At 43.3% G+C, this 17,374-nt stretch carries 15 protein-coding genes, 1 pseudogene and 1 riboswitch; of the genes and pseudogenes, 5 read left to right on the plus strand and 11 right to left on the minus strand.

What is annotated here, in order from left to right; all coding sequences use genetic code 11:
* Positions 1 to 6: 6 nt before the first annotated feature.
* Both V7K31_RS29400 and V7K31_RS29405 read right to left on the minus strand, forming a co-directional pair.
* Positions 7 to 1,899 carry a lipoxygenase family protein gene (locus V7K31_RS29400; RefSeq protein ID WP_335099628.1) on the minus strand — a complete coding sequence of 631 codons (1,893 nt, stop codon included), beginning with the start codon at positions 1,897 to 1,899 and terminating at the stop codon, positions 7 to 9.
* A 288-nt stretch (positions 1,900 to 2,187) separates the two neighbouring features.
* Positions 2,188 to 2,373, minus strand: coding sequence for a hypothetical protein (locus tag V7K31_RS29405; RefSeq protein ID WP_335099631.1), 186 nt, complete (start codon positions 2,371 to 2,373; stop codon positions 2,188 to 2,190).
* 149 nt (positions 2,374 to 2,522) lie between these two features.
* Between V7K31_RS29405 and V7K31_RS29410 the strand changes: the two genes are divergently transcribed.
* Entirely contained in the window at positions 2,523 to 4,268 is a 1,746-nt protein-coding gene (locus tag V7K31_RS29410) for an energy transducer TonB family protein (protein WP_335099633.1), read from the plus strand.
* Between the two features lie 327 nt (positions 4,269 to 4,595).
* Positions 4,596 to 5,357, plus strand: a complete 762-nt coding sequence (locus V7K31_RS29415; RefSeq protein ID WP_335099637.1) for a class II aldolase/adducin family protein — start codon at positions 4,596 to 4,598, stop codon at positions 5,355 to 5,357.
* A 49-nt stretch (positions 5,358 to 5,406) separates the two neighbouring features.
* Here the strand turns inward: V7K31_RS29415 and V7K31_RS29420 are convergent, their stop codons facing one another.
* Entirely contained in the window at positions 5,407 to 5,670 is a 264-nt protein-coding gene (locus V7K31_RS29420) for a hypothetical protein (protein WP_335099639.1), read from the minus strand.
* A 736-nt stretch (positions 5,671 to 6,406) separates the two neighbouring features.
* Between V7K31_RS29420 and V7K31_RS29425 the strand changes: the two genes are divergently transcribed.
* A complete protein-coding gene (locus V7K31_RS29425; protein ID WP_335099642.1) occupies positions 6,407 to 6,886 on the plus strand; it encodes a beta-lactamase hydrolase domain-containing protein in 480 nt (159 codons plus the stop codon).
* A 234-nt stretch (positions 6,887 to 7,120) separates the two neighbouring features.
* On the opposite strand, the gene V7K31_RS29430 is transcribed toward V7K31_RS29425, so the two are convergent.
* The 8 genes from V7K31_RS29430 to V7K31_RS29465 all read right to left on the minus strand — a co-directional run bounded on the left by V7K31_RS29430 (position 7,121) and on the right by V7K31_RS29465 (position 15,316).
* On the minus strand, positions 7,121 to 7,270 hold the full coding sequence (locus V7K31_RS29430) for a hypothetical protein (RefSeq protein ID WP_335099645.1): 150 nt from the start codon (positions 7,268 to 7,270) through the stop codon (positions 7,121 to 7,123).
* A gap of 342 nt (positions 7,271 to 7,612) precedes the next feature.
* Positions 7,613 to 7,771, minus strand: a complete 159-nt coding sequence (locus V7K31_RS29435; RefSeq protein WP_335099648.1) for a hypothetical protein — start codon at positions 7,769 to 7,771, stop codon at positions 7,613 to 7,615.
* Between the two features lie 615 nt (positions 7,772 to 8,386).
* Positions 8,387 to 9,250 (minus strand): TauD/TfdA dioxygenase family protein, encoded by an 864-nt coding sequence (locus tag V7K31_RS29440; RefSeq protein ID WP_335099651.1) that lies wholly within the window; start codon positions 9,248 to 9,250, stop codon positions 8,387 to 8,389.
* Positions 9,251 to 9,286: 36 nt separating this feature from the next.
* Positions 9,287 to 10,393, minus strand: coding sequence for an aliphatic sulfonate ABC transporter substrate-binding protein (locus V7K31_RS29445; RefSeq protein ID WP_335099653.1), 1,107 nt, complete (start codon positions 10,391 to 10,393; stop codon positions 9,287 to 9,289).
* 311 nt (positions 10,394 to 10,704) lie between these two features.
* Positions 10,705 to 11,526: a class I SAM-dependent methyltransferase gene (locus tag V7K31_RS29450; protein WP_335099656.1), complete on the minus strand. Its 822-nt coding sequence runs from the start codon at positions 11,524 to 11,526 to the stop codon at positions 10,705 to 10,707.
* 225 nt (positions 11,527 to 11,751) lie between these two features.
* Positions 11,752 to 12,933, minus strand: a complete 1,182-nt coding sequence (locus V7K31_RS29455; RefSeq protein WP_335099659.1) for an acyl-CoA dehydrogenase family protein — start codon at positions 12,931 to 12,933, stop codon at positions 11,752 to 11,754.
* A gap of 416 nt (positions 12,934 to 13,349) precedes the next feature.
* Positions 13,350 to 13,679: a ferredoxin family protein gene (locus tag V7K31_RS29460; RefSeq protein ID WP_334947728.1), complete on the minus strand. Its 330-nt coding sequence runs from the start codon at positions 13,677 to 13,679 to the stop codon at positions 13,350 to 13,352.
* A complete protein-coding gene (locus V7K31_RS29465; protein ID WP_335099663.1) occupies positions 13,676 to 15,316 on the minus strand; it encodes an FAD-binding protein in 1,641 nt (546 codons plus the stop codon). The genes V7K31_RS29460 and V7K31_RS29465 overlap by 4 nt, the downstream gene beginning before the upstream one ends.
* A gap of 262 nt (positions 15,317 to 15,578) precedes the next feature.
* Between V7K31_RS29465 and V7K31_RS29470 the strand changes: the two are divergent.
* Together V7K31_RS29470 and thiC are read left to right on the plus strand one after the other, a co-directional pair.
* A pseudogene (locus V7K31_RS29470) lies at positions 15,579 to 15,824 on the plus strand (transposase); the annotation flags it as partial.
* Between the two features lie 34 nt (positions 15,825 to 15,858).
* Positions 15,859 to 15,952: riboswitch (TPP riboswitch) on the plus strand.
* Positions 15,953 to 15,959: 7 nt separating this feature from the next.
* Positions 15,960 to 17,333 carry a phosphomethylpyrimidine synthase gene (gene thiC, locus V7K31_RS29475; protein WP_335099665.1) on the plus strand — a complete coding sequence of 458 codons (1,374 nt, stop codon included), beginning with the start codon at positions 15,960 to 15,962 and terminating at the stop codon, positions 17,331 to 17,333.
* The last annotated feature ends 41 nt before the right edge of the window (positions 17,334 to 17,374 follow it).

A 17,374-nucleotide genomic window follows, 5' to 3' on the forward strand; every position in this document is an offset into this window, starting at 1 on the left:
CCCTATTCAGATATTGATGCTTTGAGGAATTTTAGAAGGAAGCAGATACTCATAGGTTGGACGGTGCAAATTACGTTGCTTGATGGTATCTTCTACCTGCTGAAGATTACTCTGGAATGCCCGTAATAATGGTTTGATTTTCTGGTCTGTAAAGTATCCTTGCTGATAGTCGCCCAGCTTGTTGTAGTATACAGACCCCAATAAACTGAGTAGGTTGTATTGCCGTTGCGCCTGATCTAAGGGGGGGAGCAAATTGAGGTAGTCTTGCTCAGTAACTTCTCTTTTGAGCGTTGAGGCTGGTAAATAACCTGCCATCGGTATGGCTGGGGCATAGCTCATCAAATCTTTTTGGGGAAAGTTAACGGCTGCATGTTGGGCGCTGGCAGTGAAAATAATCAGCGTAGTGGCATCAATCAGGTAATTGAGCGTTTTGATGCGACCATCTTCGCCAAAATCGGGGATGCGGCCACCATCGTAAGCTGAGATTTCAGCTGCCCACGCTTGCAGGGCTGTGTCTTTCTGAATGTCTTCATCCGTGATGTAATAAAGGTTCAGGTAGTCCCAAACCCATTGATGAATAGCATCCCAGACTAATAGTGCATCATCCCGGTAAGGATAAACAGGCAATAGGTTGGGATCATCCACACCGCGCTGTTGGAATTGCTTGGGTAAGATGGCACTGTTGAAACCATAGCTTTGCAACCCTAACACTGCTAAAACGCGAGAGTTATCGATTGATGCTGAGAGTAATCTATCAACGCCACCAGCAGGAGCAATGAGAATGCGTTGGGCGGCATCGTTAATTGCTAAGGTGCTGTCAAAATGCGGGCGCAGCAGAATTCTTAGAGGATGGGTAAGCGGCAGTTGTCGATAGGTTGCGATCGCAAAAACACCAACTAACAGGTGAGTTCTTCCTAAATGAGTAATCGGTTCGTGGAAGTTGGCATCTGCGATTTGGACAACTGTTTTGGCAAAAAGCCAAGGGTATTTACCGGAGTTAGGGGTAATAATGGGATAATCTGATCCTGGGGTTTGACCGCATTGAATGGCGATCGGACGCAATAGACGGGTGGGATCTGAGCCTTTGGGTAAGGCAAACAGTGCTAGGGGAGCATAGACATATTTTTGCTCATGTGGGTATGTACCGTTGATTGCACCGTCTAAAATTTTATAGTCAGCTAAGTAGAGCCTTCCTTCAAGTCCTGCTGCTGCTAATGAATCGTCAGTTCCCATCACTGCTTGATAATGCTCGTCTGTGACTGGGAAGCGATCGCCTGGACTGGTTACTCGCTCGATCATCACGGGATTGTAGCCAGCTACTCGCATGTAGGCAAATACTTCATCTTCCTGGTAAGTTTTAGCGATCGCTGGTACACCAATCTCCGGAAACAAATTTTCGTAGTCCTTGAGACTGGTTGCGTGTCCTGTGGGCTGTCCTTCATATAGAAGCGTAATTACCTGATTTAGAGTATCTCTGAGGATCACAAGTCCGTTTTCTTGAAGAATATGAAAGAAAAGCTCGTCGAGTTCTCTAACATCCTTAGATATTCCTTTAAGTAAAAACTGGGGGAGAATTTGCAGGATTCTCGCCATAATGTTGAATTGAATTGGGATTGCTCCCTTGAGCAAGGCTTCTAAAATAAACCTTTCGACATCATCACGAATCGATTCAGAACCCTGATTGCCTCGGTTGACAATCAGGGTATTGATAAAAATAACTCGTAACTGCTGGGCTAATAAAAAATACCAGTTAGTGGCGAACTCTTCTGCAACAGAAAGCTGATCCACCATCGCAATAGATGGAATATGGGTGTAGTTATATTGATACTCTTGCCTAGCTATGTATAGAGTATAAGCGCTTGAGGAACTGAGCGAATTATCTGATGATGAAGCAGTCATTGACCCTACTCACTTGTAGTACGGGGAACTTTAATAGTTTAAAATAAATAGATTTAAGTTAGCTAAACGTATTATCGCAATCAAGTTTAAAATTCTGATTTTTCTCAAAGAAATTTTATAGAAACACTCTACTCCTGAACACGGGGTAAGGGCATCTGCCCCTACCCCGTGTTTCTAAGGAATGAGAATTAAATAACATACAATTTATGTCCCTAGCTTACCTCACCCTCAATCCCTCTCCTTATAAAGGAGAGGGAAGCTAGAGATATCCACGTTTCTAAATTTAATTTACACTTTGGCAATTTTGTCAATCTGCCAATAATCAGAAATCATTGCAGGTGCTTGGTCAAATTGGCTGATGGGAGCGGGTTTCATGTCACGATAGTCCAGCAGTTGGACTAGGATGAGGTAGGCGATCGCTAAAATAATAGAAATCGCACCTGTAAGAATGGCAATTATTTTCGAGCGGTTCATTAGTAGTTCCTATAATGCAAGTTATTGTGCCGTGCCTATATCTAGATTAATACTTAAAAATCACTCACATATCCTGTACAGGATACAGAAGCTTGTACCCTGTAAATAGACTGTTGAGGCTGTTATCGATCACGCGAAAGCACAATAATATGGCTTTTTCTCATGAATTTCAGCGCTATCGGAGCGTGCGTCCAGGGCAGATGCTCCAAAGTCTAGTTATTTCCATCCTCCTACACTCTACTTTACTGATTGCGAGCAAATATTGGCTCACAGCTTTTACGCCTGAGCCTAAGGAAGAAATTCCAATTGAGGTAGTTGAAGTTGATCCCAATGAAACACACATACCCCAAAAGTCCTCATTCCGGGCTACTAAAGATTCTATTGCCGGTGGTAAAGCTTTACCAAAAAGACCTGTTTCTGCTGTGAAGTCAGCTAATTCCGATGCACATAAAGCCTCTAGCAAGAGTCCTTTTGACTTAACAGCTTTATCTCCAGCAAAGGTATTCCAGCCAGAATCAAGGCAGCAAAAAGCAGAATCAGCAAATCTATCTCCTCAACAACCCAAATCACAGCCAACAGCGATCGCACCTGAAACTATACCAGTACCCAAGCCAGAGCCAACAGCGATCGCACCTGAAACTATACCAGTACCCAAGCCAGAGCCAACAGCGATCGCACCTGCACCTATACCAGCAGAACCCAAACCACAGCCAACAGCGATCGCACCTGAAACTATACCAGAACCCAAACCACAGCCAACAGCGATCGCACCTGCACCTATACCACAGCCAACAGCGATCGCACCTGAAACTATACCACCAGAACCTAAACCGAAAAAAATAGCAATAGTACCTAATATTACACCACCGTTAGCTCTACCGCGAAAAACAGCGATGTCTACGACGGGCTTCGCCTACGCACCTGCTATTAGATTACCAGCACCCAAACCAGAGCCAACAGCGATCGCACCTGCACCTATACCACTAGTAGCCAAACCGAAAAAAATAGCAGTAGTGCCTAATATTACACCACCCTTAGCTCTACCTCGAAAAACAGCGATCGCACCTGCACCTATACTACTAGTAGCCAAACCGAAAAAAATAGCAGTAGTGCCTAATGTTACACCACCCTTAGCCCGACCGCGAAAAACAGCGATCGTACCTGTTATTACATCACCAGAACCCAAACCGAAAAAAATAGCAGTAGTGCCTAATATTACACCACCCTTAGCCCGACCGCGAAAAACAGCGATCGCACCTGCTATTACATCACCAGAACCTAAACCGAAAAAAATAGCAGTAGTGCCTAATATTACACCGCCGTTAGCCCGATCGCGAAAAATAGCGATCGCACCTGCTATTACATCACCAGAACCTAAACCTAAGAACTTAGGTCAGTCGGGAACTAGATTAAGTCGGCGAACACCATCTCAAGCTCAGTCATCTCTGAAAAAAGGTGCAGCAAGCTTGCTGGGTGGTACTCAGAGTGTATCTAGTCTGAATTTTAGCGGTGATTATCTGGCAGCCTTACCTAATTCCAACCGCGATCGTCAAGGTCATTCTGGTATTGATGCCAGTAGTCAAAATATAGATATCACCTCTTACTTAAAGCAACTACAGCAAAAAGTCAAGCAGCAGTGGCTACCAGAAGTGAGCCAGTCTTCCCGGCGAACGGTGCTTTACTTCACTATTAAGCGTTCCGGGCAACTAAGCAATCTCCAACTAGCCCAAACCTCTGGATTCAGCGTCACCGATCAAGCAGCGCTCAAGGCTATACAGAGAGCTGCACCTTTTGCATCTTTGCCCACAGGATATAGGAGCAACCACATCGATATTCAATTTACATTTAATATCAATGTCTATGGGCAGCTAAATTTATCGGGGGATGGTGGCTAGGCTGTTGACTTTATGGGTTACAGTCTATCGCCGTGTAGATAACGGCGATGCTGAAGGACACGCACAATTATAAGTAACTGAAGTGCGTAGGCGTAGCCCAACCGAGGCATCGCTTTAACTAGGGGATATCTACCGCCTCTTACCCCCAGATGGTGACATCCACGCCGTCAAAACCACGTCCCAGAGCGCATCTGTATCTATCCATCTTCTAAGGTAATGATACTGGCTGCGTCTTACGTCATCAGTTCATCAGAGAATCTCATAGCGTCAAATCCTTTCGCTCTAGATATTCTAACGCTCCCTATAAAGAAGAAGAGGAAAAAGAAAATGCCCAAGTACAATAGACCACAACCCCCTGTATTCGAGCGAGTTGAAGACGAACGCCTACATCGTCAGCAACGCCTAGCTGCTGCTTTTCGCCTGTTTGGTAAGTTTGGGTTCAGCGAGGGAATTGCAGGACATATTACGGCTCGTGATCCGGAGTTTACAGACCATTTCTGGGTCAATCCATTCGGGACATACTTCGGTCATATCCGAGTTTCTGACCTGCTCTTGGTTAACAGAGAAGGTGAGGTGGTTAAAGGCGATGCTGAAGTAAATCAAGCTGCTTTCGCCATCCATTCTCAAATTCATGAAGCTCGACCTGATGTAATTGCAGCCGCTCACGCCCATTCACTTTATGGTAAAGCCTGGTCTAGTTTAGGTCGTCTCCTTGACCCCTTGACTCAAGATTCTTGTGCTTTTTACGAAGACCATGCCCTATTTAACGATTTCACCGGTGTTGTTTTAGAAACTTCTGAAGGTCAGCGATTGGCGCAAGCCTTGGGGCCAAAAAAAGCCATAATCCTACGTAACCACAGCATTTTAACTGTGGGACATACAGTAGATGAAGCTGCCTTTTGGTACATTAGCTTAGAGCGATCGTGTCAAGCCCAACTGCTGGCAGAAGCTGCGGGTAGACCCACTACTATCAAACACGAAACAGCCCGTTTAACACAAACTCAAGTGGGGTCACATATAAGTGGGTGGTTCAGCTTCCAGCCACTTTACGACAGGATTGTGCGCGAAGAACCTGATTTGCTGAATTAGTGATTGATCAGGAGGCAGGAGGTAAACCCCATAAATAAATTTATGGGTTTCAATAAGGACGCGGTAAATATACGCTACGCATCTCGAAATACATATTTTCTTCTTTTTTCATAAATAAATTTACTTGATCTAAAAGAAAGTGGCAGAGGGCAAAAAATATATTTTCTTGCTCCTGCCTCCTGCCTTTCTTTGGTAAGGTAAGTAGCCGCTCTCGTAATCCTAATGAACGATAGTAGTTTTTCTGGGCAGAAATTGCTGGAGTTACAGCAGAATTCAAGTATTTGAACCACATCTGTCGTAGGGGCTTTAGCATTGCTCATTGGTGTCAACTTAAGCGCAAACCCTTTTAAAACCTCGTTTCCAGCCTCTGGCTGGAAATGCTGCTCTTTGCGGCTCTGCCGCTTTTCAAGAGGCTCCGCCTCTAAAACGGCATTCCCAGTCGGAGACTCTTAACGAAACAATCTAAAAGCTAGTTATAGACTGGTTTTCACGTTAAGTTGACACGTATGAGCAATGCTGTGCCCTTACTGCGTGGTCTATTTACCTGAAAATAGCTATAGTGACATTACCCCGCGCCTTTTGGTATGGGGCTTACAAGAATTACTTCAAGGTTTTCCTAGTTGCTCCCAAAAGGGTTTTCGACTTTGACCTAGACCGAGATATCTCAGTACAAGAGCAAACCGTCTGCATAGGCGTTTTGGATTCCGACGTGCCCCTGAGTACTAATTAGTTTTAACTATTTTAGCAGATTTAGTGGCAGATACGACGCTAGTAAATATAAAGCCGTGCTTCTAGCACGGGGTTTTAAACCCAATTCTCTGATAAAAAATAATTTATTTGTTATAAACTACGGTAATCCTATCGGATATATGTTTATTATGTATAGAGTAATAAAATAACCAACTTCAAAAGGCAAATTTTGAAGTAATCAAGTAATATCGTCTGATATGTAGCTAATTTTGCCGTGTTTATTTGAATATCTTCTCAAAGCTTGCTCCCTTAGAGTATTTACCAAGCTGGAAGACACTAGAAAGTCAAAAGGAGTAAATGTGATCAACGCCATACAGATTAACGAAAATTTGACGACCACAGGACAAGTTATACCAAAACAGCTTGAGCAAGCTATCCAAGAAGGTTTTAAGTCGGTTCTGAATCTGCGATCGCCTGATGAGCTAGGATTTTCCCAGGATGAGCAAAAAGTAGCGGAAGCATTGGGGCTGTATTATAGGAATGTTCCACTCAAGGTGGATTTAAAAAATTTGAATGAAGAGGCGATTACCAAAATCCTGACGATACTAGAACAAATCCCGAAACCAGCAGTTGTGCATTGTGCAGCCGGGATGCGATCGACTGGAATTGCACTCTTAAGTATCGCTATCCAGGAAGGATTAACACCAGAGGAAACCTTAGCAAAAGCTAGAAATCTGGGTTTTGGATTCTTTGAACACGCTGGCGTTAGTCCCAGGCTGAAGCAATTATTTGTAGACTACGTTAACAAATACGCGAAAGTAGCTGTGCCTACTTGCTGAAAAATCTGTACTCAGCTAACAATAACGTGAGTTTGACAAACCTCTCCCTGCCTTGAACTTTCGTTCAAGTCTGTCCCTCTCCGAATCGGAGAGGGACGGTTTTGCGTAGTAAAATCTCTTAGAGGTTTCTTTTACTCAGGTGCCATTCGCGCAACTCAGCACTGAATCAGCCAACGTACAAAGTCAGGGCGATCGCGGCAAAGCCTACGAGGAAGCATTTTAACCGAAAGGATGTCAAAGAAAACTTTTGTCTTTTACCCCTTTGAGGTTAGCAAATGTACCTGGGCTGACTAGTTCAAATAGGCGTGATTCTATCTCTTGACTGGCTGGGGCAGGTACGCTGACTCGATAGCGAAAATCTGGATTCCCTTGCTTTTTCAACACACGGGTGTTGATTGACTTTTACCATTGATTTGCCCACTCTTGACAGCCATCCATTTTTCTGAACTTGACACCAATGCCAAGAAGCCCAATAGCCGGAGCAGCACCAAATAGTTCCTCGTAGGCATCGCTCAGGCATTTGCCCTTGAAAGGTCGATTTTCAGCAATCCCTATGTCGGATTTCTCACAAAGAGATAAAAAATGGGGTCAAAAACTGCTAAAATGTATATAGGATAAGCATTTAGGCAGTTATAAAGCATGACCCCAACTTTAACAGATCGTATACCAAAACAGTTCAGATTTGAACGGTTGATAGCTGAATAAGCCTGTCTCTACCTGTTTACGTTACTTGATATTATCAGGTGTGATGGCTTGATATTGCAGAGTAGGAAGAATCGCTTGTTTGACATCTATCTTACGCGGGATGACTTTTTGTGCAAAATAAAAATTAGCAACGGCCTGCTGTTGGGCAATGATCGCAGGTGTCAACTGATATAGAAACATCAGCTAATAACGTAAACTCTCATTTTTTTAAAGTTGATTACAATGACAGCAGATTTCATAAGCGGAGCCGGAGACGCTCCGCCTCCAGTTAGAATTCAGAAGTAAAACAGGCTTTATACCTGGCTTTGAGACGAATTATTGTGTACTTTTCCTTGATATCTGCTGTATTTAGTTATTAGATTTAATGGAATCATGTGTGAATGCTGCATATTCTTCTGGAGTAAGCACTCCATCTTTGACATTAACCTTTTTTGCTAGACAACTTGAGGCTCTGCAAAGATTTGAAAAATGCCATAACATTTTTTGTCTATTGAAATTTAACAATTTTCGTCACTGCGTTTTTAATGTGTGATAACAACTATCAATTCCAGTCTAGATTTTATCGGATTTGTTCTTTAAATAAAGTATTCATCAACACTAGTTTTAAAATAAAAAATACTTTTAGTTGCTTATATTTTTATTTTTATAAGCATATAATGTTAATGTCTTTAAATTACAAACTTATTCGTGATCGATGTCCAGGGTCAAGAGTCTAGAATAATTCTTGACTCTTGACTGCCTTAATAAAATGTAGAATCTAAATACCTATTAGGTTAATTTCCTGAGCGATAAAGCCTAAAAGGGACGACTACCTGCAAGGCTAACCCGCTTCAATACTCGTCGCTCATTCGGATCGAATGCTTGACGGTAATGCAAGGTAGCTTGATTATCCCAGTAGACAATATCACCTACAGACCATTTATGTTGGTAGTAGAATGGGGGCTGATTCAAATGCTGACGCAACTGTTCAATCAGTTTAGATCCTTCTTCAGGCTCTAGCCCGACAATTTCCACTTCCGTAGCAATATCTAAATAAAGATGCTTTTTACCACTTTCTGGATGTGTCCTAACTAAAGGATGAGGAAAGATCGGACTTATTAAAGGAATACTCTTGTCTAAACGATACAAAGATCGGGGTGCATTCCGGTCTTGCAAAAATGGGTTGTAGGTAATTAAGTGTAAATCTGCAATTCGTTCTTTGGTGGTTTCATCTAACGCCTCATAAGCCAAATTGGTATTTAACCAATAAGTATCTCCACCTTGAGACGGTATTTCCAAGGCATAAAGAAGCGAACCACTAGATGGGGTGGGAGTCCATTTGTGATCAGAATGGAAAGTGAGTTCTCCAGTACCGGTATAGCCACCATCGACGTTGGAAATCGGAATCACCACCGGAGTTTCTCCTGGTTTAGAAGCCAATACTGGAGTCTGATCAGATGGTACAAAGAGTGCGCCAAAGTATAACGAAAACTGCAAAAGTTCTTGATCAGAAAGCTTTTGGTCTTTGAAGATCAAGATGTGGCGATCGCGCAGAGCTTCTTTAAGTTGTAAGATAACTTCAGGTGCAATCGGTTGACTGGCATCAAGATCAGTAACTATCGCTCCCAAAGGGGCATCAATAGACCTAATTTTAACCTCTGTCAAAGTCGAAGTAGGCATAATATTCTCCTGTGTTTTAGTTTCTTCTTGGGATAACTACTTATTAGCTAACACGTCTGAGGGAGTAATTTTGACGTACTCTTCAGGTGTCAAAAACCCGTCTCTAACATTCACTTTTTTGGGGATAAGTCCTAAGCTGTACCACTTGTCTGCAACTTCCTGTTGCTTGATGATGACTTTCTCTGTAATTGGTACCAGGCCATAGTCATATTTATCATGCATTATTTCTAGAGTCGGTGGATCTAGCTGAGTTACAGGAGCAAGCAGTTGTGCTACTTCTTTGGGATGATCCTTAGTCCAGATTTCTGTCTTTTGTAGCTCATCTAGAAACACTTTTATAACGTCAGGATGAGCCTGATAAAACTGGCGTGAGGTTGAGTAAAAGTTGCCAGTATCTCGCAACTTACCACCATCTGCTAAAACACGAGCTATTTTCTTTTGTTCATTTCTGGTAGCGAATGGCTCCCAAATATACCAAGCATCCACCTTGTTCTGACTGAATGCCGCATTTGCGTCTGCTGGTGCTAAAAAAACTGATTGGACATCGCTCAGTTTCAGCCCCGCGTCTTCTAATGCCTTAACTAATAAGTAGTGGCCAATAGAGGCTTTTTGGAAAGCTACTTTTTTGCCCTTCAAATCAGCAACACTTTTAATCGGAGAGTTTACAGGAACTAAAAGTGAAATTGCTTTACCACTGGGGTGTGTAGTAGCTAGATAAACAAGGGGCGCTCCTGCTGCTTGTGAAAATACAGGAGGTGATTCGGCTGTAGATGCGATATCCAGTCCATTTGCATTCAAGGCTTCTAGCTGTTGTGGGCCAGCCGCAAAGTCAGCCCACTGTACTTTAAAACCCAGAGGCTCTAATCGCTTTTCCAAGGAACCCTGCTTTTCTAAAACTGCTAGAGCAGTAAGTTGTTTTGAACGTACAATCCGCACTACTTGCTTCTCAGGTGACTTTGCTGTAGTGCTAGATAAATCCACCGATTTAGGGGAAGCTGCCGACTGCTGAGTGTTATTTTTGGCTTCACTACAACTCGATAGAACTGTCGATAGCATTAAGCAATAGCTCATAGCAAACAGTAAAGAACGACGTGTTGTTCTTTGGCTTTTCCTGAATTCAAACTTTCCTTTTAAAGCTGGCATAGGTTGTTTTATTTATTCCCTCTAGGTGGTTAGAACAATTATGAGTAATTGCCATATAAATAACAAAAAATCCTATCTATTAATTTATTTAAAACCGACAATAATTATTTTTTGTAGTTTTAAAAACTTTATTTATTAAACTAGTAAATAGAGTGGGTTATACCCACTCTGCAACGACTTTAGGAACTGAAAATTTAATAGTGAGGAGGGCAAAATTTAGGAAGTGGAGTGAGAAAGGCTCACTCCAATGTCGTGCTAGTGGAAGATTAAAAATTGTGAGTGAAACTCTGTCTTGTTCGTGTTCAATTTTGCTAGTGCTTCCAAGCGACTAGGATTGTAGCTTTGAGTTCTTCTGTAAAATGTCCAGACGGCTCAACTGCTAGTAGTGCTTCTCTGAGATCCTTTTCAAATGCTGGGGCGTTATCGCCATAGAAAATTTTGAGAGAGAAAGCTGTAGTGTATAAGTAGCCGAGATAGCTATCGACAGTCCAAGATTTTTCAAATGGCACTTCATAGGTTTCTTGACGAGCAAAAGCTGAATTGCCAATTACGACTTCATGGGGAGGATCGACTGGCTTACGAGTGCCTTGTCCTCGTTGTCCAGTCCGCCGTTCTTCACCTAACCATTTCTTCACTACTCCAACAGCAGCTTGTTTCCAAGGTAGATTGCTTTGCCAAGGGTTGTCACTAGTCTGAAGCAGTGCTAGTCCACCATCATCAGTAAGTAATTCATAAAGGCGTTCAAGTACTAATTCGCGTTCCATCCAGTGGAAGGCTCTACCAATAGTGGCTAACTTAAATTTTCCTAAACTAGAGTCAATTAACTCGGCTCCTTGTTCTAACCAAGTAATATTATTTGCTCCTACTGCTGCTGCTTGCCGTTTAGCTTCTGCAATCATTTCTGGATCGGGATCGATCGCAACAACTTCTTCAAATTTGGTTCGCAAAGCAATTGAAATTAATCCTGGGCCAGTGCCTAAATCAAGGAGTCGTCCTTGACCATTGAGATTAAATATTTCGGTTAGTTTGTCGAATACAACCTCTGGGTATTTAGTTCTATATTGAGCGTAGCCCTCTGCGGCTCCCTCAAATAAACTTGGGTCGTAGGTAGGAAGTGTTTTTAGTTGAGTCATATCAATTTTGGATTTTAGATTTTGGATTTTGGATTTAGGTAAGTAAGGTGGAGATTAAGTAACACCCACCCTACAATACAGCGAGTAGACAGCTTAAGCTCCTAGCGCGGGAGTGGGGAAACAAGAATTTTAGATTTTAGATTTTGGATTTTAGATTGAAATTTAATCCAAAATTTCAAATCCAAAATCCAAAATTGAATTGCCCAATGCCCCATTCCCAATGCCCTAAGAATATTGCGTGATGACGGGTAGTTGATCGTTGAGTACCCAATCGCCGATCGCTCGCAATTTGTAGTCCACAGGATCGTGGAGGGTAAAGGTTCGCAAATCTCGCCAGTAACGATCAAACCCATATTTGGTTGCTGTGGCGCGAGTTCCGGTAACTTCAAAGATGCGGTTGGTAATATCTATACCTACACGGGTAGCTAATGCCTTGGACGCAGAAACTGCGATCGCAACTTCTCCCCTTTGTTGATGAGTAAGTTCTGTATCCTTGTCCCAGGCTGCTTGCACTTTCTCTGCTGCTTGATCGGCTAGAGCGATCGCGGCTTGAATTTCAATCCAAAAGTCTCCATAATGATGCAGAATATATGGGTCTTGAGTCGCACTATCTACCCCTGATGTAATCCAAGGTTGAGTAGTAGTTTTAGTATATTCACGAGCGGCAGCGAAGGCTCCTTTAGTAATTCCCAGATAAACGTTGGTTTTTGTTAGCTGGGCAATAATACCAAGAAAAGTTGAGAAGGCATTATCAGGGGGATTGGGTGGCCCCAAAATCTCATCTTTCTCTACTAAAACATTGTTAAATGTATAACTAGCGCTATCAGTGCGACGTTGCCCAATATTGTCCCAATCTTGATTGGAAACTAACCCTTCCCTGTCTTTGGCAATTATGAATATGAAGGGTAATTCTACACCATCTTCCAAAGCGGAGAATACCCGATAATCTGCCACGGAAATACCCGTGCCAAAGCTTTTAACACCATTAACACGAAAGTTATCACCTTCTGGGTTAATTTTCAGCCTAGTATCTTTTGTATTAATGGCATTTGCCCAAAATAAGTTATTTTTAGCAGTTTCTCTATAATATTTTTCCTTTTGGGACGGCGTGCCAGAAACGTGACCCAAAGCTGTCAAGTTGAGATGATTACCATATAACTGACCAATTGAACCATCAGCTTTTGATAGTTTTCTGACAATTTTTAAGGCATCAATCCAAGTTGCACCAATGCCACCATATTGCTTAGGTACAATCAGTGGTAGTAAGCCACTCTCACGCAGTTTATTAATTTCCTCTTCTGGAACTCCAGCTTTGGCATCCCGTTCAACTGCGGATTGAGCCAGTTCCTTGGATAGAGAAGTTGCTACCTCAATGTAATCCTTTGGTTTTGTAATATTTAGCACCATAATAAAATCATCCTTGCTACTTTAGTAATTCGTAATTATGGGAAACACAGAATAATGCTTATTAACTAGTTGGACAAAAATATTTACAGTCCTTGCTAGTGAAGCGTTCGTAATGACAGACTACTTAATTCAACAAGTTTCTAATCCGTTGCTCTGTGAAACTTAAACAAGACATACTTTAACAATTTGGTATTAAACCCAGAGTTTAGGATAAATGCAGAGTGGGCAAAACCCACCCTACAAATGAACAGAGAAAATGGAACATGGAACGTTGTAAAAAATTGTCCTTTGTCCTTTGCAAATGACCAATGACTAATGACAGTTATTTCTTCGCCGCCAGATATTCGTTTGCGATATTTTTACTCATAGAACCTGTTTCTACTTTGAACGACAGCATGACTCTTTTCTTTGCCGCACTATTTCATCTGCTTCAAAATTTGGAATGTTTGATCGGCTTTTGCTGTTGATGTGCGTTTATGTCCCCAACCGATGTTTTCTCGATAACTACCCAGCAGCCCAACTTGTGCCAATTCTGCCTCGTTGACTGAAGTCGTCACATCACTTTCTGGTGCTACATAAAGAGCATCAACTGGACAATACAATTCGCACATATAACAGGTTTGGCAGTCACTCTGTCGAGCAATGATTGGCGGCGCATCCGGTACACGGTCAAACACGTTGGTTGGACAAATGTTCACACAGATATTACATTTTATGCACCGCGATTCGCTGACCAACTCAATCACACTGCCACCTCTACTTTAGATTTTGGATTGGGAAATATCTTCTGCTCTGCATTGAGTAGCGGGTGACTCTTCACCCAGACTTGATCTAATCCGCCACTAATCAGGTGATGTTGCTGGTTAGCATCAAGTTCTGGATAATCTAGATGTTTGTGCATACCACGAGTTTCTTTACGTTCAATGGCACTGCTGTACATCCATCGCGCTGTGGCTACCATCGCCGCAGCTTCTCGCGCTCTGGGAAGCTCTTTATCTGATGTTACCTTACTACTGCGGAGTTCTTGCCAAAGATGATTTAGCTTACCCAAAGACTCGGTTAAGCCTTGTTCTGTACGGAAATAGTTCTTTTCATAAGGAAATACTTCCGCTTGGACTGCCTGAATAATTTCATCAGTTGCCAAAGTTTGGGAGCGATCGCTCCCACTTTGTAATCCTACCTCCCCAACACCCCGAACTCGGCATTGAGTTTTGTATTCCCCCAAACTGCGGGTATATTCAGCAGCCGATTTCCCCGACCAATAGCCAGAAGATATTGCCCAAGCTGCATTGTGGCTACCACCACCAGTAAATCCGCCACAAATCAGTTCCCGTGTGGCAGCATCTCCAGCCGCGTAGAGTCCCTGTACAGAACTGGCACAACTCTCATCTACAATCCGAATTCCCCCCGTACCACGCACAGTTCCTTCTAGGCGCAGAGTCACAGGGAAACGTTGAGTAAATGGATCGATCCCTGCACGGTCAAAGGGTAAAAAGAAGTTGGGCTGCGCTAAACGCATAGATGGCCGCATCGATTCCGCCGCTTTGTCTATGATGGCGTAAACTGGCTGTTGCAACAATGTCTCGGCAATTACTGACCGTCTATGAGAACTTGCTCCCGGAATGACAGTACCGTCTTCGTAGGTGAAAGTTGCCCAATTATAAAACAGGGTTTTGGTAACTGAAGAAAAGGCGGGAGAGATGCCGTAAGCATTGGAGAATTCCATGCCCGACATCTCAGCCCCTGCTTCTGCCGCCATTAGATAACCATCCCCTGTCAGGACGTTGCATCCTAATGCTTTACTGAGAAACGCACAGCCGCCTGTAGCGATGATTGTAGAGTGCGATCGCACTATCCATTTCTCCCCAGTCTGACGGTTCACACCCGTTGCACCAGCAACAGCACCATCGTCATCAACCAGTAGTTCTAAGGCAGGGCTATTATCTAAAATCTTGACTCCTGCCCGTTGAATTTGCCGCCGCATCAGCCGCATATATTCTGGCCCTTGCAGCGATCGCCGATAGGGTTTGCCTTCATCGTCGGTAGGGAAGGGATAACCCCACTCTGCTAACTGATTGACGTTTTCATAGGTTTGATCCAGTACCCGATCCATCCAATTGCGATCGGATAAAAACCCACCCAACGATTCCCGACTCGCCTTTGCTGTTTCTCGTGCTTCTGGATCGGGTGGCACGTACCACACACCATTACCAGATGCCGCAGCGCATCCAGTTGTGCCACAATATCCTTTGTCTACGAGGATCACCCTAGCTCCACTTGATGCAGCACTCCAAGCCGCCCAAGTTCCGGCTGGCCCACCTCCAATCACAAGCACATCTGCTTCTAAGTCGAGTTCAAAATCGGTTGTTAACGTCTTCAGCATTTACAATTTCCCCCCATCGATAAAATCTTAAGCATCAAGTCTTCACCCCATCGATGCCGCACTAGCACTAATGTCAGAAATCTCTTTGCCTACCTACTTGACGGCTCACTAGTAGCCCCAATTTATCGTTCATTAACACAGGTTGCCATTAGATTCGTATCTACAAACAACTTTAACTTGATCGATTTACCGTAGTTTATAATATAGCAAAGCATTTCACAGTTTTCGCTAAAAAGCAAGTACTCTAGGAAATAAATTTAATTTAGCGATCGCAAGAGTTCATCCAGAGCGACTACAGGTATGATTTTGGGACGAAAGCGGTTTCAGTTTACGTGTGATTCGCCGCAAAAATTGGGGTAAGCGAGGACGACGCAAAAATCTTACAGGACAACGAAGACGTGGACGGGTAAAGGGAAAAGGAGGAATTCGAGAAGGAGACTGAAAACGGGTATGTTTTTTTATTAAAAAAGGTGAGGGAGATATCTTTTATGAACAGTTGCTGCAACTCCCTTGCTCGCAACCATAGCCAAGGTGGTACACTACATCCATGCTAGGGGTGCCTAAACCAGGCTGAGATCACACCCTTAACACCTGAGTCTGGGTAATACCAGCGGAGGGAAGCTGTTTATCGAGGAATTATAATATGCGGACAGAATGGGTTGCTAAACGGCGTGGACAGGCTAATGTATCTCAAATGCACTACGCCCGCCAAGGTGTTATCACCGAAGAAATGCACTACGTCGCCCAACGGGAAAATCTCCCTGCGGATCTCATTCGTGAGGAAGTGGCGCGGGGGCGAATGATTATCCCAGCTAATATTAATCACACTAACCTAGAGCCGATGGCTATTGGCATCGCCTCCAAATGTAAGGTAAATGCTAATATTGGCGCTTCTCCCAACTCTTCTAATCTTCAGGAAGAAGTTGATAAGCTGCATCTGGCGGTAAAGTATGGTGCTGATACCTTAATGGACTTATCTACAGGCGGCGGTAATTTGGATGAAATTCGCAGCGCTATTATTAAGGCTTCACCTATTCCCATTGGTACAGTACCCGTTTACCAAGCTTTAGAAAGTGTCCACGGCACAATCGAGAATCTAACTGCTGATGATTTTCTCCATATCATCGAAAAGCACGCCCAGCAAGGAGTAGACTATCAAACTATCCACGCAGGGATTTTGATTGAGCATTTGCCTTTGGTGAGAAACCGGCTCACTGGTATTGTTTCTCGCGGCGGCGGTATTTTGGCGCGGTGGATGCTACATCATCACAAACAAAACCCGCTTTATACCCATTTCCAAGACATTATTGAGATTTTTAAAAAATATGATGTCTCCTTCAGTTTAGGAGATTCTCTGCGTCCCGGTTGTACCCATGATGCCTCAGATGAAGCACAATTAGCTGAATTGAAAACCCTTGGACAGCTAACTCGCAAAGCCTGGGAAGATGATGTCCAGGTGATGGTGGAAGGGCCTGGACATGTGCCAATGGATCAAATTGAGTTCAACGTCCGTAAGCAGATGGAAGAGTGTTCTGAAGCACCTTTCTATGTATTGGGGCCATTGGTGACAGACATTGCTCCTGGTTATGACCATATCACTTCAGCCATTGGAGCAGCAATGGCTGGATGGTACGGTACTGCAATGCTATGTTATGTAACACCTAAAGAACATTTGGGTCTACCAAATGCCGAAGATGTCAGGAATGGGTTGATTGCCTATAAAATAGCAGCTCATGCGGCGGATATCGCTAGACATCGCCCTGGTGCAAGGGATAGAGACGATGAACTTTCTAAGGCGCGTTACAACTTCGATTGGAACCGTCAGTTTGAATTATCACTCGATCCAGAAAGAGCTAAGGAATATCACGATGAAACTCTACCAGCAGATATCTATAAAACTGCTGAGTTTTGTTCGATGTGTGGGCCGAAGTTCTGCCCCATGCAAACTAAGGTTGATGCTGATGCGCTGACAGAATTAGAGAAGTTCTTGGCGAAAGAGACTGTTACCCAAAGTTAGCAGATTGTCATATTGAGTCCGGTTGAATACTTGTAGGGGTT

The organism is Nostoc sp. (assembly GCF_036917675.1).
Lineage (GTDB): Bacteria > Cyanobacteriota > Cyanobacteriia > Cyanobacteriales > Nostocaceae > Nostoc.

Coding starts and splice junctions, on each gene's coding strand:
- V7K31_RS29435 (WP_335099648.1), bottom strand. CDS start 7,771: ATGTTTCTATATCAGTTGACACCTGCGATCATTGCCCAACAGCAGGCC.
- V7K31_RS29410 (WP_335099633.1), top strand. CDS start 2,523: ATGGCTTTTTCTCATGAATTTCAGCGCTATCGGAGCGTGCGTCCAGGG.
- V7K31_RS29400 (WP_335099628.1), bottom strand. CDS start 1,899: ATGACTGCTTCATCATCAGATAATTCGCTCAGTTCCTCAAGCGCTTAT.
- V7K31_RS29445 (WP_335099653.1), bottom strand. CDS start 10,393: ATGCCAGCTTTAAAAGGAAAGTTTGAATTCAGGAAAAGCCAAAGAACA.
- V7K31_RS29415 (WP_335099637.1), top strand. CDS start 4,596: ATGCCCAAGTACAATAGACCACAACCCCCTGTATTCGAGCGAGTTGAA.
- V7K31_RS29450 (WP_335099656.1), bottom strand. CDS start 11,526: ATGACTCAACTAAAAACACTTCCTACCTACGACCCAAGTTTATTTGAG.
- V7K31_RS29405 (WP_335099631.1), bottom strand. CDS start 2,373: ATGAACCGCTCGAAAATAATTGCCATTCTTACAGGTGCGATTTCTATT.
- V7K31_RS29440 (WP_335099651.1), bottom strand. CDS start 9,250: ATGCCTACTTCGACTTTGACAGAGGTTAAAATTAGGTCTATTGATGCC.
- thiC (WP_335099665.1), top strand. CDS start 15,960: ATGCGGACAGAATGGGTTGCTAAACGGCGTGGACAGGCTAATGTATCT.
- V7K31_RS29455 (WP_335099659.1), bottom strand. CDS start 12,933: ATGGTGCTAAATATTACAAAACCAAAGGATTACATTGAGGTAGCAACT.
- V7K31_RS29465 (WP_335099663.1), bottom strand. CDS start 15,316: ATGCTGAAGACGTTAACAACCGATTTTGAACTCGACTTAGAAGCAGAT.
- V7K31_RS29420 (WP_335099639.1), bottom strand. CDS start 5,670: ATGCTAAAGCCCCTACGACAGATGTGGTTCAAATACTTGAATTCTGCT.